General features: G+C 29.9%; 14 protein-coding genes. 4 read left to right on the forward strand and 10 right to left on the reverse strand.

What is annotated here, in order from left to right:
• Positions 1–42: 42 nt before the first annotated feature.
• Together BM072_RS00005 and ffh are read right to left on the reverse strand one after the other, a co-directional pair.
• Complete coding sequence (locus BM072_RS00005) at positions 43–1719, reverse strand: carboxypeptidase-like regulatory domain-containing protein (protein ID WP_092905281.1); 1677 nt, start codon at positions 1717–1719, stop codon at positions 43–45.
• Between the two features lie 646 nt (positions 1720–2365).
• Entirely contained in the window at positions 2366–3727 is a 1362-nt protein-coding gene (gene ffh / locus BM072_RS00010; RefSeq protein ID WP_092905283.1) for a signal recognition particle protein, read from the reverse strand.
• Between the two features lie 116 nt (positions 3728–3843).
• On the opposite strand from ffh, the gene BM072_RS00015 reads away from it, so the two are divergent.
• On the forward strand, positions 3844–4206 hold the full coding sequence (locus BM072_RS00015; RefSeq protein WP_092905285.1) for a hypothetical protein: 363 nt from the start codon (positions 3844–3846) through the stop codon (positions 4204–4206).
• Between the two features lie 63 nt (positions 4207–4269).
• Here the strand turns inward: BM072_RS00015 and hemB are convergent, their stop codons facing one another.
• Positions 4270–5262 carry a porphobilinogen synthase gene (gene hemB, locus BM072_RS00020; RefSeq protein ID WP_092905287.1) on the reverse strand — a complete coding sequence of 331 codons (993 nt, stop codon included), beginning with the start codon at positions 5260–5262 and terminating at the stop codon, positions 4270–4272.
• Positions 5263–5479: 217 nt separating this feature from the next.
• Here hemB and trmD point away from each other — a divergent pair, with 217 nt between their 5' ends.
• The gene (gene trmD / locus BM072_RS00025; protein ID WP_092905289.1) at positions 5480–6166 is read left to right on the forward strand and encodes a tRNA (guanosine(37)-N1)-methyltransferase TrmD; all 687 of its coding nucleotides are present in this window, start codon (positions 5480–5482) and stop codon (positions 6164–6166) included.
• A gap of 37 nt (positions 6167–6203) precedes the next feature.
• Here the strand turns inward: trmD and BM072_RS00030 are convergent, their stop codons facing one another.
• The 3 genes from BM072_RS00030 to BM072_RS00040 form a co-directional block, all read right to left on the reverse strand.
• Positions 6204–6992: an alpha/beta fold hydrolase gene (locus BM072_RS00030; RefSeq protein ID WP_092905292.1), complete on the reverse strand. Its 789-nt coding sequence runs from the start codon at positions 6990–6992 to the stop codon at positions 6204–6206.
• Positions 6993–7069: 77 nt separating this feature from the next.
• Positions 7070–7771 carry a peptide deformylase gene (gene def, locus BM072_RS00035; RefSeq protein ID WP_177190222.1) on the reverse strand — a complete coding sequence of 234 codons (702 nt, stop codon included), beginning with the start codon at positions 7769–7771 and terminating at the stop codon, positions 7070–7072.
• Positions 7768–8181, reverse strand: coding sequence for a DoxX family protein (locus BM072_RS00040; RefSeq protein WP_092905294.1), 414 nt, complete (start codon positions 8179–8181; stop codon positions 7768–7770). The genes def and BM072_RS00040 overlap by 4 nt, the downstream gene beginning before the upstream one ends.
• A gap of 123 nt (positions 8182–8304) precedes the next feature.
• Between BM072_RS00040 and BM072_RS00045 the strand changes: the two genes are divergently transcribed.
• Together BM072_RS00045 and BM072_RS00050 are read left to right on the forward strand one after the other, a co-directional pair.
• Positions 8305–9117: a hypothetical protein gene (locus tag BM072_RS00045; protein ID WP_092905297.1), complete on the forward strand. Its 813-nt coding sequence runs from the start codon at positions 8305–8307 to the stop codon at positions 9115–9117.
• Between the two features lie 96 nt (positions 9118–9213).
• Positions 9214–9645, forward strand: a complete 432-nt coding sequence (locus BM072_RS00050) for a hypothetical protein (RefSeq protein ID WP_092905299.1) — start codon at positions 9214–9216, stop codon at positions 9643–9645.
• Between the two features lie 112 nt (positions 9646–9757).
• On the opposite strand, the gene BM072_RS00055 is transcribed toward BM072_RS00050, so the two are convergent.
• The 4 genes from BM072_RS00055 to BM072_RS00070 form a co-directional block, all read right to left on the reverse strand.
• Positions 9758–10804, reverse strand: coding sequence for a phytase (locus BM072_RS00055; protein ID WP_092905302.1), 1047 nt, complete (start codon positions 10802–10804; stop codon positions 9758–9760).
• Between the two features lie 23 nt (positions 10805–10827).
• Positions 10828–13644, reverse strand: coding sequence for a TonB-dependent receptor (locus BM072_RS00060; RefSeq protein ID WP_092905305.1), 2817 nt, complete (start codon positions 13642–13644; stop codon positions 10828–10830).
• 148 nt (positions 13645–13792) lie between these two features.
• Positions 13793–14731, reverse strand: a complete 939-nt coding sequence (gene ctlX, locus BM072_RS00065) for a citrulline utilization hydrolase CtlX (protein ID WP_092905307.1) — start codon at positions 14729–14731, stop codon at positions 13793–13795.
• A gap of 1 nt (position 14732) precedes the next feature.
• On the reverse strand, positions 14733–15647 hold the full coding sequence (locus BM072_RS00070) for a dimethylarginine dimethylaminohydrolase family protein (protein ID WP_092905309.1): 915 nt from the start codon (positions 15645–15647) through the stop codon (positions 14733–14735).
• Positions 15648–15649: the final 2 nt, after the last annotated feature.

Consider the following 15649-nt stretch of genomic DNA (forward strand, 5'->3'; position numbering starts at 1 on the left):
CCTTAAATTATAAAACGATTGAAGAATTTAATCAACAAAAAATTAGTTATAAAAATGTAGCTTAACTAATACTCCTATTTTTGTTTGCATATCCACCGCTTCATTTTTAAAATATTTAGTAATTTGATCTTCCGCATAAATAGATCCTTGAAAAACTGTTTTAGAGTTTCTAAAATCATAATCGCGGTAACCTAATTTACCCGAAGCACCACTTAAAGCGTAATAATTTGGTACAGAATTATCACTAGAATATCGTCCACGACCAATATTAGAACTGGTACGGGCAGAAATACCTGCAGAAAGTGTGTGCATCCAATCATTTTTTGTTTTGAATGATTTTACACCTTCAATATTTAAATACGTAGAAATAGGAATCCCTTCTACATTCATATTATAAAAATATTGAGCAGGAATTATAATTGCTTGATGAATACCAGATTCTGTTGCATCTGTTACCGCTGCAATACCTAGATTTCGCCATTCTTCTTTATACGAATTTGATTTTGTATAATTAAAATTTGCATCAACATTTAAATTATCAATCCAACTTTTATTTAAATTCCATTTCAAATTATTTGAAAGACGAAAAGCAGTATTTTCATTTTTAACTTTTGCTTCAGAAAAATCATCTGGATTTTCTTTTACTTTATCCAATGTTTGCGAAACGTTTAAAGTTAACGTATTGGTTAGAGTAGAAGCGAGGTTGTTTGTTTTCCACGCCAAATTACCATTGATACGATTATAACCAGTTAAACTATTTCTTGGATCAGCATTTGATTGTAAAAAATTAATACTTGAATTAATGAAATTTTGTTTTCCTACTTTAAAACCCTTCGAAATATTATATTCCGTTGTAGCATCTTGCATAGATACATAAGCACGTAAAGGCGTTTCACCAACTTTAGATGTAACCAAAATTAATCCCGAAACCATGTCTCCGTATTTTGCAGGAGCAATTCCTTGTATTACTTTTATTTCATCAATATCATTTGTAGAAACACCTCTTAAATCGAAACCATAATTGGCATTAGAAAAAGTAGAACCTGCATCGCCAAACGTATTTCCAGCTGAACTAGAATTAAAAGGATCTGATGTATTGGGCGAAAAACTTTGCATGTTTTCGTTGTTCGATAATGGAATATCATTTAAAACAATAGAAGTTCCAAAAGCTCTGTTTGCAAAATAATCTTTACGATCTCCATTCGCATTTGTAAGTTTTGCTACGGCAGTATTGTTATTTGCAGTTCTAAAAACAATATTTTTGAATTCGTTATTATTAAAGCTTTGTGTAAATTGACCTGGTAACTGTTGTAAAACTTCGTTTAAAGAAAAAGCCTGAACATTTTCTATAGCTTCTTTACCTAGCGTAATTTCAGAAAAGTCTTTTTTCTTTTTAGAGGTTACAATCACTTCATCTAAACGTAAAGAATGTTTGTATAAAGTAATAGACAGTGTAGTATCATTAGGATCGATATTTATTTCTTGCGTTTCACGACCTAATTGAGAAACAATTATTAATGAGTTTTCGCCAGAAATTTCAATACTATATGAACCATCATTGTTGGTTTGTGTCCATTTTTTGGTTTGCGAATCTTGTACCATCACATTAGATAATGGTTTGTTATTTTCATCAACAATTTTTCCAGAGATAATTTTCTGAGCTTGTAATGATGTTAAACAACCAATTAATAAACCCAATGTCAATAAACCTTTCTTCATTCTATTTTTAATCTGCGGCAAAGTTATTTTAAATTATTCCAAATAACAATAGTATGAAGGATAATTTTACATGACTTTTATTCAATTTAGCAGATAGTATAGTATATTTTATAAGTAGAACAGCATTTAGATAAATCAATTAAGTTTATTTCTGCTGAAAAAAAATAATAAAGCGAATGGTTTTACATCATATGATTTATTGTACTGATTGGATTATTAATAATTATGTTAGATAAACTAAAAGCAATTATAAATATTTATTTTGATGAAATTGTTTTGGTCGTTTTGAATTTGATAACATTCAAAATATTGTTTGTTTTATGTAAAATTTAATTATTCTGATTCTGATTAATGGATTGTTTTATGTGAAAGATAATTCTAGAATCTTAATATAATAAGCTTTTTATATAGATATAAGGGATATAAATTCTCTTATTTAACATAATATATATTATAATAATAAAATATCTTTGATATTTTTATTATTAATAATCTTTATTATGTTAAATAGATGTTTTTAAACTATACTTATACTAAGTATTCTTTCAAATAATAACATTTATTAAACATAGTTCCTAAACTTATAAAAACAAAAAAGACTCAACAAAGTGTTGAGTCCTTAGAAAATATATTGCTATAAAATAAATTACATTTTAGGCATTCCTGGGAAACCACCAGCTGGCATATTTTTAGACATTGTTTCCATCATCTTTTTACCATTAGAAGAATTCATAAACTTCATCATTTTTCCCATTTCAGAGAATTGTTTCAATAACTGATTTACTTCTTGTAAAGTTGTTCCAGAACCAGCTGCAATTCTTTTCTTACGAGAGTTATCAATTATGTTTGGATTTTGACGTTCTTTTTTTGTCATTGAGTGGATAATTGCTTCAACACCTTTAAAAGCGTTATCGTCAATTTCTACATCTTTCATTGCTTTACCAGCACCAGGAATCATACCAACTAAATCTTTCATGTTACCCATGCGTTTAATTTGTTGAATCTGTTTTAAGAAATCATCAAAATCAAAGCTATTTTTTGCAATTTTCTTTTGCAAACGTTTTGCTTCTTCTTCGTCAAATTGTTCTTGCGCGCGCTCTACTAACGAAACAACGTCACCCATTCCCAAAATACGATCGGCCATACGTTCTGGATAGAAAACGTCTAAAGCTTCCATTTTTTCTCCAGTCGAAATAAACTTAATTGGTTTATCTACAACCGTACGAATTGTTAAAGCTGCACCACCACGCGTATCACCATCTAATTTTGTTAAAACAACACCATTATAGTTTAATACATCGTTAAATGATTTTGCCGTATTTACAGCATCTTGACCTGTCATAGAATCTACAACAAATAAAGTTTCAGTCGGATTAACAGTTTGATGCACACGACGAATTTCATCCATCATTTCTGCATCAATCGCTAAACGACCAGCTGTATCTATAATAATTACGTTATTACCATTTTGTTTTGCTTGTGCAATCGCTGCTTGTGCAATTTCTACAGGATTTTTACTCGCTAAATCAGCATAAACATCTACACCAATTTGTTCTCCTAAAACCTGTAACTGATTAATGGCTGCCGGACGATAAACGTCACCTGCAACTAATAATACTTTTTTGTTTTTCTTAGTTTTAAGAAAATTAGCTAATTTACCAGAAAAAGTAGTTTTACCAGAACCTTGTAAACCTGCAATTAAAATAATAGTTGGATTGTCATCAATTTTTAGTTCGGCAACCTCACCTCCCATTAATTTCGCTAATTCGTCATGAACAATCTTAACCATTAATTGTCCTGGATTTAACGAAGTAATTACATTTTCACCTAAGGCTTTTTCTTTTACAATTGATGTGAAATCTTTTGCAACTTTATAACTAACATCGGCATCAACCAAGGCTCTTCTCACCTCTTTTACGGTCTCTGCAACGTTAATTTCAGTAATTTGTCCTTTTCCTTTTAAAGTATGTAATGCTTTATCTAATTTATCCTGAAGATTTTGAAACATTTTAAGTCTTATTTATAACTACAAAGATAAATAAATTAAATAGAAATGAGGATATATTATACAACATAGCTATTTAATAAATATTTTTAATTAATTTGCGGCAAATTTAGGTTGGAATGAAAAAAGGGTTGGTATTTTTTTTATTTTTTGTTGCGGGGTTGGTATTTGCGCAGACAAAGAATGATAAAACGCATTATTTCTTTTCCATAGCATATGGTCAGAATAATGAAGTTTATGTGTCGGATATTTATGAGATTAATATCGACAATAAAGATATCTACAGCAAATTAGCTGAAAGATATTCTAAGTTTCAGAATTATTTAGTTCAAAAAGGAAATGTTTCATCTTTGAAAGATATACAAACTGGATACGAAAAAAATTATTACAAAAAAGAACAAGCATTAGCAGAACAAAAAACGTTGATTTTTACTTTAGAAAAGCAACAATTTAAACCTACAATGGTTGAATATACAATGTAATAAAACAAAAAACCACTCAATTTGAGTGGTTTTTTTATGTGTAATTTCTAAATGAACTATTTTTTACTCGTTTAATAATCTTGCAGCTTCTTTTGCAAAATAAGTTGAAATAAGGTCTGCTCCTGCACGTTTAAAACATGTTAAAGATTCTAAAATAACTTTATCATTATCTAACCAACCTCTTTCTACAGCTGCTTTTATCATTGCATACTCTCCCGAAACTTGATACACAGAAATTGGTACTTGCAAATTATCTTTTAACAATTTTACAATATCCAAATAAGCCATACCTGGTTTTACCATCAAAATGTCTGCACCTTCCTCTACATCAGCCATTGCTTCGCGCAAAGCTTCCTCAGAATTATGATAATCCATTTGGTATGTTTTTTTATCTTTCGGAATATCTACAGAATCCACTGGCGCGCTATCTAAAGCTGTACGAAATGGACCATAAAAAGATGATGCATATTTCGCTGCATACGTCATAATTCCTACATTATCAAAGCCATTTTCTTCTAAAGCCATGCGCATCGCTCCTATTCGACCATCCATCATATCCGATGGCGCAACAAAATCTGCTCCAGCTTCGGCAAGTGATAAAGTCATTTTAACCAATGCTTCTACCGTTGGATCGTTTGCAATTTGTCCATTTTCAATAATTCCATCATGTCCAAAAATCGAATAAGGATCTAAGGCTACATCAGGCATTACAATCATTTCTGGAACTGCATCTTTAATTGCTTTGATTGTATTTTGCATTAATCCATTCGGATTCCATGCTTCTTTTCCAGTATTATCTTTTAAGTTATCGCTAACTTTACAATATATATTAACCGATTTAATTCCTAAATCCCAAATTTCTTTTACTTCTTTTACAGTATTATCAATTGAATGTCGGTAGATTCCGGGCATTGCAGCAATTTCTTCTTTCAAGCCTTCACCTTCAGCCACAAAAATTGGTAAAATAAAATCGTTTGGTGATAAATGATTTTCACGAATCATACTACGGATAGATTCATTTTTACGAAGTCTTCTATGTCTGTTATAAATAAACATTTGTCTAAAATTTTATACAAATTTACTCGTTTTGGTTTGAATTAAGTCAATGAATAATATCAATATTATTTATTCAACTTTAGATGCAATTTATACTTCTACTAATCCTATTTATTATTGCTATGATTTATTTTAAAATCTAAATAAATTTCAAAAAATACGCGATAACCTCCATTTTAAACTTGCTCATCACTATATTTCAAAATATCTTTGCAACATGCGAATAGATATTATCACTGTTTTACCCGAATTATTAGTTAGTCCATTTTCTGCCTCAATCATGAAAAGAGCGCAAGACAAAGGTTTGGTTGAAATTAAGGTACATGATTTACGAGAGTTTGGAAAAGGCCGTTATCGCCACATAGATGATTCTCCTTATGGCGGAACGTCTGGTATGGTAATTATGTGTGAGCCGTTGGATAAAATGATTTCGAAATTGAAAGAAGAAAGAGTTTATGACGAGATTATTTATTTAACGCCAGACGGAGAAACGCTTAATCAAAATATGGCGAATGATTTATCTTTAAAAGGAAATCTGATGATGATTTGTGGTCATTACAAAGGAATCGATCAACGCATTCGTGATATGCATGTTACGCGCGAAATTTCGATTGGTGATTATGTACTTTCGGGTGGAGAATTTGGTGCAATTATTTTGGCAGATGCTATAATTCGTTTATTACCAGGTGTAATTGGAAATGAAACTTCTGCACTTTCAGATTCTTTTCAAGATGATTTATTAGCGCCACCAATTTACACGCGACCAGCAGAATATAAAGGACATAAAGTTCCAGATATTTTACTTTCGGGGAATTTTCCCAAGATTGAAGAATGGTTGCACGAGCAAGCACTTGAACGTACAAAAGAACGTCGACCAGATTTATTAGAAAAACATACGAAATAAAAAAAGCACTTCAATTGAAGTGCTTTTTTTGTATGATTTATTTTTTTAAATTCTTGATGTAATTAATTACTTTTTCGTTAAAAACTTGTGGTTGATCTACATTTACAACATGTCCACAATCTTCTATCACAATTAATTCTGAAGTTTTGGTATGCGATTTTATCAATTTTTCTATCGATGGTAAAAACATGTGATCTTCTGAACCCATAACGTATAAAGTTGGTATGTTAAGCTCAACTTCTCTAAACCATTTTAGCAAAGGATTGATATCTGCAGTTAATTTAAACCATTTCAAAAATTCCTTTTGATACAATTTTTTTGCTTCGTTAATAAAAAGATTGCGAGATTCTTTGTGTGCGCTACGTGGCATAATAGCAAATGCAAAAATTTTATATAAAACCAAATACGGAATCATGTGTTTAAACATATTACCAACTGTCATTAAAAAACGACTTTGGTAATTCATTTTCATAATTGCGCCGCCCATAATCATCGAATTAAATCGCTCCGAATAATCTTCTGCCAATTGACGAATAACAATTGTACCCAAAGACATGCCTATAAAATGAGTTTTTTTGATTTTCAGAAAATCTAAAACATCAATCACGTCATTTGCAACAGATTGAAAAGTATATCGTTTCTCAAAAAGTGATTTAATATTTGTTTTAGATCGTCCGTGTCCACGAAGGTCTAAAAGTAAAACATTAAAATCTTTTCTAAATTCTCTAATTTGTTTAAACCAAATTGTAGAACTTCCTCCTGCTCCATGAACAAAAGTTACCCATTCGGTACTTGTTGGATGTAAATATGTTGTGTGCGCTAACAATTTATAAAAATAATTTTATGCAAAAATAAACTAAAAACTATGCCAAGCATAATACTTTTTAAAGATTTAAGAAATTTTTAATCTTCATCGTCGTCTTCATCCGTTTCTGGTTTATGCGGCGACACGTAAAATACCTCATTCATAACTTCTGCTTTTACATAACGCGTATTTTCTTGCTCTTTTATACGATCTGTAAAAAGTGTACCAATTAAATGATCATATTCGTGCTGAAAAATGACAGCAGAAAATCCTTCTACCGTTTCATCATGAAATTTTCCATCCAAATCATAATATTCTAAGCGCAAAGCCAGACTTCTATATACTTTTCCGAAAATATCTGGAATAGACAAACATCCTTCGCGACCAAAACGAACAATATCCGAATACCACGTTATTTTTGGATTGATAATAAACTCAAAAGGCTGCGTTGGTTTGTCATAACGTTGTACCCAAACTGCATTACGATTTATACCAATTTGTGGTGCCGCAATACCAACACCTTTGCTCGCCTCGTCTTGTACAGTGGCGTACATGCGATCGGCTAATAATTTTGTTTGCGGATCTTTTGGATCAATATCAATAGATTGTGCTTTTAAAACCATTAAATCTTGATCAGAAGTTGTTAATAAAACACGAAATGGCTCGTACGATTTTTTATCGTTGATTAAATTTATTTCTTGCTTTGTTAACGGTTTGTATACTTTATTTTTCATTGATTTAGATTGAGCAAATAATGTTGATGAACAAATTAATAATCCGTAAGTTATAAATTTTATCATTTCTTTAGTATTAATTTATCAACAGAATATTTTCCTGAACCTGATAAAAATAAAACTAAATAATTAACTAAATAGAATAATCCCAATTCTTTTTTACCAAATGCATCACCATCATGAACAATAAACACGGCAACTAACATTGTAATAATTAGCGGAATTGCTGCAACACGAGTAAACAAGCCAATTAAAATAAAAAATGCACAAAGTATTTCGGCAAAAACTGTTAATCCCAATGATATTTCTGGTCCTAAACCTATTGGATCTCCAAATTCAAAACTTCCGTTTACTAATTTTTGTAATTTACCAAAACCATGTGTAAACATAAATCCACCGGCAGCAAGACGAACTAATAATAAAGATAAATCAACAAAAGCGGGTTGACTACTTAATAATTTAAATTTTGTACTCATTTATTTTAATTTTTATCAAATATAAGTGCTACTTTTTACGTTCGCATTTAAATAGGATAAGAAATCAAAATATTTTACTATAATTTTGAATCATCATATCAATTTGACTAAAAAATAATCAATATGTTAAAAAATATTGCCTTAATTACATTATTGGTTTCTGGATTTTCTTTTGCGCAAAAATCAGAAACACAAAAAAATAAACTCTTAGGAAATCCTACTTTTGTAGAAGAATCTATGCAAAAAGCACGTATTAGAATGGCTCAAATTTCTGGATATGAGCTAGAATATTATACAAAATCTACTTATAATAAAGATGGAAATCCTACAAAACGTGAATATTTTAACGAAGATGGAAGTAGAACATTTTCTGAATCTTTTGCTTACAATGATGCTGGAAAAATGTTATCAAGTGAATTGAAAAGCGAAGACGAAAGTTTAATTTTTAATTTCGACTATGAATATACCGAAGATGGTTATGTAGTTGTAAAAAGCGAAAGTGACGTAAATGTGCAACGAAATGAATATAAGTTAGATGATAAGCAAAATGTAACTTACGAAAAGGAAACAAATTTGTTAGAAGACAATGTTTTTATAGAAAAAACGAATGAATATAAAAATGGATTTCTAGTAAAAACAGCTGTAAATTACAACAATGGCGCTTATACATTAGAGTATAAAAATGATGCAAATGGAAATCCAATTGAGGAAAATTATTTGGACAAAGCCAACAAATTGGTGAATAAATTTGTTAGAAAATATGACGATAAAAATAATTTAACCGAAGAAATAACAATTGATGCAACGGGAAAAACAAAAAATACCTCGAAAATAATGTATCAATATGACAACAATAAAAATTGGACGAAACGTACGCAATATGTGTCGCAAATAGATCAACCAATTTCGAATACAACACGAACTATTCGTTATTAATAATCAAAAAAAGGATTCAAAATATTGAATCCTTTTTTTGATTATTAAAGATTTATTACTTACTTTTAAGTGAATCTACATAAATCTTTTCGTGTCATGATAAAGGATGTATGCCAATTTAATCAATTATTTCAGCTGTATCAAAAAGATGACCGCTATAATTTATATATCCACGATTTTCCTAAGAATGAATTTGTTCAACTATTTTTTAATGATACGATTGAAGATTTACATGTTGAATACTACGATTACGAAGCTAAATTTGATAGAAATATAAATGATTATAATTCTAAATTTGCAGATTTTTTTACGGATTCGAAAGACTTAAAATGGGTTGATATTAAATATGTTTCGGGTTATTTTCCTCAATTCGATTTTTACTTTATGACCGAAGGTGATACATTTATTTTTAATTATATTCACCGTAATTTTTTATCGCAACTAATTGATATTCTATTAAATGAATTAGATTGTAATTTTATTAGTCGTCTAAAAACAGAGTTGTTAATTAATTTGGAATATGATTAGAAAATTACTACTCAAAAAAGTAATATTAATTAATGAGAATAATCTTAAAAGAGTTTTGTTTTTATTATAATAATTAATTAAAAAATCCGAGCTGTAAAACTCGGATTCAATATTATTTATTTTGTCTATCAATTTCTTGCTGAATTATTTGCCAATCATACAAATGAAAAACATTTCCATTGCTCATTGCTACTAAAAATCCTTTTGGAAAAGTAGAGTTAAAATTAAGATTAATCGCATCTGCACCATCACATTCTATTGTAGAAGTTGGTATTTTTGCAATTATTTTATGCTCGTTAACATTATCTTTCTCACCTTCTCTCTTATATACGTTAAAATAATTTGCTTGTTGATCTGATATTAAGATATAACCATCCGTAGCATTTGTTTTATAAATAGCAATTCCTTCGTTATCTCTTTTAAAATCTTTTTGTCCAAAAAAAGCAATTTCCTCATTTCCTTTTTCTGGATCAGCAAAGTATTTTCTTACACCAATTGTTTCATCAGAATAATAAATATACCCCAATTCTTGATCTACAACAATTGCTTCTATTTCTTTTTTACCTGAATAATTTCCAAATTTACGTACTAATTTAGCTTCTATCTTCCCTTCTTTTTCTTCTAATAAATATTGATGTAAATATTCTCCTGTTGTTCCTTCTTTTCGTCCAACAATTACATAAACCTCTTCATTATTACCTTTATAAAGTGCAATTCCCATTGGATCACGCTGTGCTTCTCCTACAAAAACTTCTACTCCGCCATTATCAATTAATTTGAAATCTGGTAAAGAAACAATCCTTATTTTATTTGTTTTACGCTCTGTTGTAATTGCAATATCTATTTTTTTACCATTGTAATCAAAACCATAAATTACATCTACATTATTTGGTCGATTTAGAGGAACAATTTTATTGACAATTTCTCCTTTCAAATTATAAGCATACAATCCACCTGTATCTTCTTGTTTATCTGTCCCAATGATTAAAGATCCTTCAGGATTTGTTGGATTAACCCAAATTGCAGGATCATCGGTATCATTTGGTGTTTTTTGTGTTACAATTGTTGGTTTTAAAGCATTTTTAGGAATTGATGCTAATTTAGAGCTACATGCGCTTAATAATAGTATTGTCGATAGTGATAAAAATATATTTTTCATTTGTTGTGAATGTTTTAATTATGTTAGAAATCAAATTTTAATCCCATTGTAAATCTTGGTTGATAATATTCAAGCTGCTTCATTCGGCTCGAAACTCCCGAATAATAGCGTAAAGGTTGATTCGTAAGATTATTCGCTTCTGCAAAAACACGTACATTTTTAGAAAATTTATACGAAGCATTTGCGTCTAAAAATAATTGTTTATCATAATAACTATCATCAAAAGCAGTTCCTCCAATCTCGTCTAAATAAGCCGCTGTATAATTAACAGAAACGCGTGCAGAAAATTTATTATTTTCAAATGCTAATGAACCATTAAACATGTGAGGCGCAGTTTTAGGTAAATCTAAATCTTCGCGAATAGTTCCCTCTTCATTCGTAATTCCTTTGGCTTTAGAATCTGTATAAGTGTAATTTAAGTAAATACCTAAATGTTTGAAAAAATTACCTGGAATAAAATCTAATTGTCGCTGAAAAGCAACTTCAAAGCCAAATACATTTACATAATCTCCATTTCGTGCTTGTGTAAAATTCCATACTTCTCCAGCAGGAATTGGATTAGCTATTGTAGGAAATTGCTTATCAAACTCACCATGACCAAACGCATTCGTATTATACGTATATATAAAATCGTTTAATTTTTTATAAAAAAATCCTCCCGAAACAATTCCTATATTTTCAAAGTAATTTTCTGCCATCAAATCAAAATTTAGAGCATAAGTGGCTTTTAAATTAGGATTACCCGCAATTATTTGACTGTCTTCTACTACAGCACTAACAAAAGGTGCTAAACTATAATAATTTGGACGTGCTAAACTTGTAGTAAATGCACCACGAAGTATAAAATCGTTTGTAAATTTATGTTTTACAGTAACACTTGGTAAAAAGTTGGTATAATCATTTTTATGCTTAATTTCTCCAATTAAATCTTCTTCATCTTGCACATAATTTCCTTGATAATCAATAGACGTATGCTCTACTCTAACACCAACAATAAATGATGTTTGTGTTGATAAATCCTGATCCCAACGAATGTAACCAGCCGTTATATTTTCTTTTGCTTTATAATTAGATGCAAGATATTCTGCAGGTTCTAAAGATTCTTTGAACAGATTTGGATTAGATAAATCTAAACCGCCTAAATAATTTTTTGGTGCAAAATAACCAGGTTGATATTTTGTACCAGGATTAAATCCATCTCCACTCCAAAAAATAGGATTAATTGTATTTAAATTTTCAATTCCATTTATACTTTTATAGGAATAAAAAATATTTTCTCTTTCTTTATTTTTTAAGCGTAAACGCCCACCAAAACGTAAACGTCCTTTTTGATTTTCAATAATACTTAATGGAACTCGAAAATTAAGTTTTGCACCAAATTCTTTTTCATCCGTGTAATTATGATTTTCTGTAATGTTTCGTAACTTTAAATCTGCCGTATTTTCAGCTTTTATAGTTGTAACCAAAGGATAATTTGCATCAGTTAAATCTTCGTTCATCATTACATTTTTTTGATTAAAATCAATGTAACGTTCATTTGGTCGGTCTTCGCTTGCTTTTGAGTAAGAAACAGCCCAATCCATATCAATTTTAGAAGACAATAAATGATCTCCGCGTAATGAAAGATTATAAACTCGTTGATCTTCTAAACGTGTATTTTTATTGCGATTATTATCAATTCCACCTTTTGTTTCGCGTCTAATTTCTCCTTTATATTCATCCGTTAATTTTCCTTTATCATCCAAAACAGGCGTAATTCCTGTGTAACGAACTCTGTAACGATTTTCTCTATCATCGCGCCAATTATACATTGCAGATAATTCTATACGATGATTTTCATTAAATTTATAATCAGATGAAATAGAAACACTACGACGAATGCGTTGAATATCATATTTACGAATATCTAGTGCAGAAATATAAGTTTCATTAAGATTTGTAGTATTCCAAGTGGCTTCTACATTATCAGATCCAAAATTTTGTACTTGATAACTTCCTGAAGCAACAACGCCAAGTTTTTTATTTAAAAAACGATTTCCATAAATAAAAGCAGAATTGTACAAACCTTTTTCTCGAATAGATGCATAACCACCAGAAGCCGTAAACGAAATACGTTCTTTATTTGGAGTTGCACGTGTAATTAAATTAACAGAACCACCAATTGCATCAGCATCCATATCGGGTGTTAAGGTTTTATTTACTTCGATTGTAGAAATCATATCAGAAGGAATCAAATCCATTTGCACATTTCGGTTATCACCTTCTGCGGACGGAATACGATCGCCATTTAACATTACTGAATTCAATTCCGGAGATAATCCACGAATAATAATATTACGCGCTTCTCCTTGATCATTTTGCATCGTTACACCTGCAACACGCTTTAAAGCATCACCAATATTAGCATCAGGAAAACGACCAACTTGATCAGAAGAAATTATATTGGAAATGTTTCCATTATTTTTTTGTTGATTTAAAGCTTTTGCTTGACCTTTCAAAAAATCTCCAACGACAACAACTTCGCTTAATTCATTAAGTCCAGAGTTTAAAGAAAAATCAATTACAGCAGTTTGATTTTCTTTTACTTCAATTTGATGAGACGTTTTCTCATATCCTAAATATTCTATATAAACTGTGTAAATACCAGGTTGTAGATTTAAGAATTGATAATTTCCATTTTGATCAGAAACAGTGTATTTGTTTGTGTTTTCTATTTTTAAAGTTGCTCCTGGCAAAGAAAATTGATCATTGGCATCGACAATTTTTCCAGAAATAACTCCACGTTGGGCCAAAACTAATGGCCCTAGAACAAGTAAAGAAATTTTAAGTAAATTTTTCATGGTAAAACTAAATTTCACCAAAAGTATAGTTGTAGTTTAAGCTAAACGTTAACAGTTTATTATATTGATGTTAACATTTTTTTTTAGAGTATAAACAAAAAAGCCCTTCAATAGAAAGACTTTTATAAATATATCTTTTAAAATAAAATTACTTTTTCGGTAAAAAAACTTCTGCCATCATACAGCGAGCGCTTCCGCCACCAAGTTTCTCAATTAAATCAATCTTAACAGGTAAAATTGGATTATAATTTTCTATTTTCTTAATTTGATCTTCTGTTAACGAATCGTAAGCTGTTTGAGACATCACCAAATAAGATTGTCCTAAACCACCAACTTGTAACATATTACCAGCAAATTGATGCATTTGCGCTTCAGTAATTGCGATGATTTCTTTGTTAGATTCTTTTATATAATCGCAAATTGCTTTCTTCTCTTTTTTATCATCAATAGAATCTAAACAGATAATTGCATATTTATCTGCAATACACATCATCACATTGGTATGATATATTGGTTTTCTTTCACCATTCACCGTTTGGTTTGCATGAAAAATAACGGGCGTATATTCTAACTCTTCGCAAAATTCAATAAATAATTCTTCATCCGTTCTTTGCGAAATACATGCGTAAGCCAATTCATATTCGCGGTCTAAAATAACACTTCCAGTTCCTTCTAAATAAACTTCATCTTCTTCGGCTGAAGAAAAATCAATAATATCTTGAATAAAGAAACCTTTTTCTTCTAATAAAGCTAAAACATCTTCTTCGCGACGCTCATCTCTCCTATTTTTTGCAAACATTGGATATAAAACCACTGTTCCATCTTCGTGAAATGAAATCCAATTATTTGGGAAAATTGAATCTGGCGTATGCGGTTTCGGTGTATCTTTTATCGTAATTACATTTACACCTTTCGAGCGTAAAGCAGTAACCATAGTTGTAAATTCTTGCAAAGCTTGTTGCTGAATTTCTTCTTGAGAAGCAGTTGTTTCTGTCTGAAAATAATTATTAACTGCAGTTTCTGGATTATAGTAAAAAGCCGTTGGCTCAACCATCAAAATAGTTGACGTATATTGTTTATTTTTCATCTTATTTTCTTATTAAAGGCATTGTAGAACATCGTAATAAACCACCCATTTTAGAGATATTTCTATAATTAATTGGTTCAACTTTTATGTTCCAAACATTTTCTAAATGATTATTTAATCGAGTAAAATTTTTCTCAGAAACGACCACTTCTGGCGAAATAGAAAATACATTTGGATTCATCCAATACATTTCTTCTTTGGTTACTTCAAACAAATTTTCTTGTCCAAAAATAGCAACAATTTGCTGATATTCCTCTTCAAACAAAAAACCATCTTTGTAAATAATTGCTTTATCGTTTCCGACAGGATTAAATGTACAATCTAAATGTAAAATACCTTCGTATGGATTTTGATCGTCTTTTTTAAGTTCAAAATCTAATACTTTTTTATTCGGAAATTTCTGTTTTATATACTCAACAAACTGAACATTAGTTCGTCCAGTTTTAAAATGTTTAAAATCGGGTTGTTTATATGTTCCAACAAAAATATAATCGTTGTACAAAATAACGTCACCACCTTCTACATAAACTTCTTCGGGTAAAGTATTTATTTTGTTTCCTTTAAATAATTTTTTGATTTCTCTGTAAGCTTGTAATTCTTCTAAACGATCTGGAATAATATTAGATACAAAAAACTGATCTTCAATAACAAAACCGACATCACGAGAAAAAACTTGATTACAATTCTCAATCAAAGTTGGGCGTAAAACTTCAACATTATATTTTTTAAGAACTTGTTCAAATTCGGACATTTCTGCAATTAAATCTTCTTCTTTTGGATAATCGTTATGTTTTACGCTATCATAAGATTTGGCATCAAAAGTTTGATCAATTGTTGGATCAGCTCCGTTCGATTCTGCTCTACCCAAAACTACAGTTTGTAGCTGAGCTGTTTCGTTTTGTACATTTAATCGCATAA

Source organism: Algoriella xinjiangensis, assembly GCF_900115015.1.
GTDB classification, from domain to species: domain Bacteria; phylum Bacteroidota; class Bacteroidia; order Flavobacteriales; family Weeksellaceae; genus Empedobacter; species Empedobacter xinjiangensis.

Excerpts from the sequence above, each read along its gene's own strand:
- BM072_RS00070 (WP_092905309.1), bottom strand. The coding sequence starts at position 15,647 with ATGCGATTAAATGTACAAAACGAAACAGCTCAGCTACAAACTGTAGTT.
- BM072_RS00055 (WP_092905302.1), bottom strand. The coding sequence starts at position 10,804 with ATGAAAAATATATTTTTATCACTATCGACAATACTATTATTAAGCGCA.
- BM072_RS00045 (WP_092905297.1), top strand. The coding sequence starts at position 8,305 with ATGTTAAAAAATATTGCCTTAATTACATTATTGGTTTCTGGATTTTCT.
- trmD (WP_092905289.1), top strand. The coding sequence starts at position 5,480 with ATGCGAATAGATATTATCACTGTTTTACCCGAATTATTAGTTAGTCCA.
- BM072_RS00050 (WP_092905299.1), top strand. The coding sequence starts at position 9,214 with ATGATAAAGGATGTATGCCAATTTAATCAATTATTTCAGCTGTATCAA.
- hemB (WP_092905287.1), bottom strand. The coding sequence starts at position 5,262 with ATGTTTATTTATAACAGACATAGAAGACTTCGTAAAAATGAATCTATC.
- ctlX (WP_092905307.1), bottom strand. The coding sequence starts at position 14,731 with ATGAAAAATAAACAATATACGTCAACTATTTTGATGGTTGAGCCAACG.
- BM072_RS00060 (WP_092905305.1), bottom strand. The coding sequence starts at position 13,644 with ATGAAAAATTTACTTAAAATTTCTTTACTTGTTCTAGGGCCATTAGTT.
- BM072_RS00040 (WP_092905294.1), bottom strand. The coding sequence starts at position 8,181 with ATGAGTACAAAATTTAAATTATTAAGTAGTCAACCCGCTTTTGTTGAT.
- BM072_RS00015 (WP_092905285.1), top strand. The coding sequence starts at position 3,844 with ATGAAAAAAGGGTTGGTATTTTTTTTATTTTTTGTTGCGGGGTTGGTA.
- def (WP_177190222.1), bottom strand. The coding sequence starts at position 7,771 with ATGATAAAATTTATAACTTACGGATTATTAATTTGTTCATCAACATTA.
- BM072_RS00005 (WP_092905281.1), bottom strand. The coding sequence starts at position 1,719 with ATGAAGAAAGGTTTATTGACATTGGGTTTATTAATTGGTTGTTTAACA.
- ffh (WP_092905283.1), bottom strand. The coding sequence starts at position 3,727 with ATGTTTCAAAATCTTCAGGATAAATTAGATAAAGCATTACATACTTTA.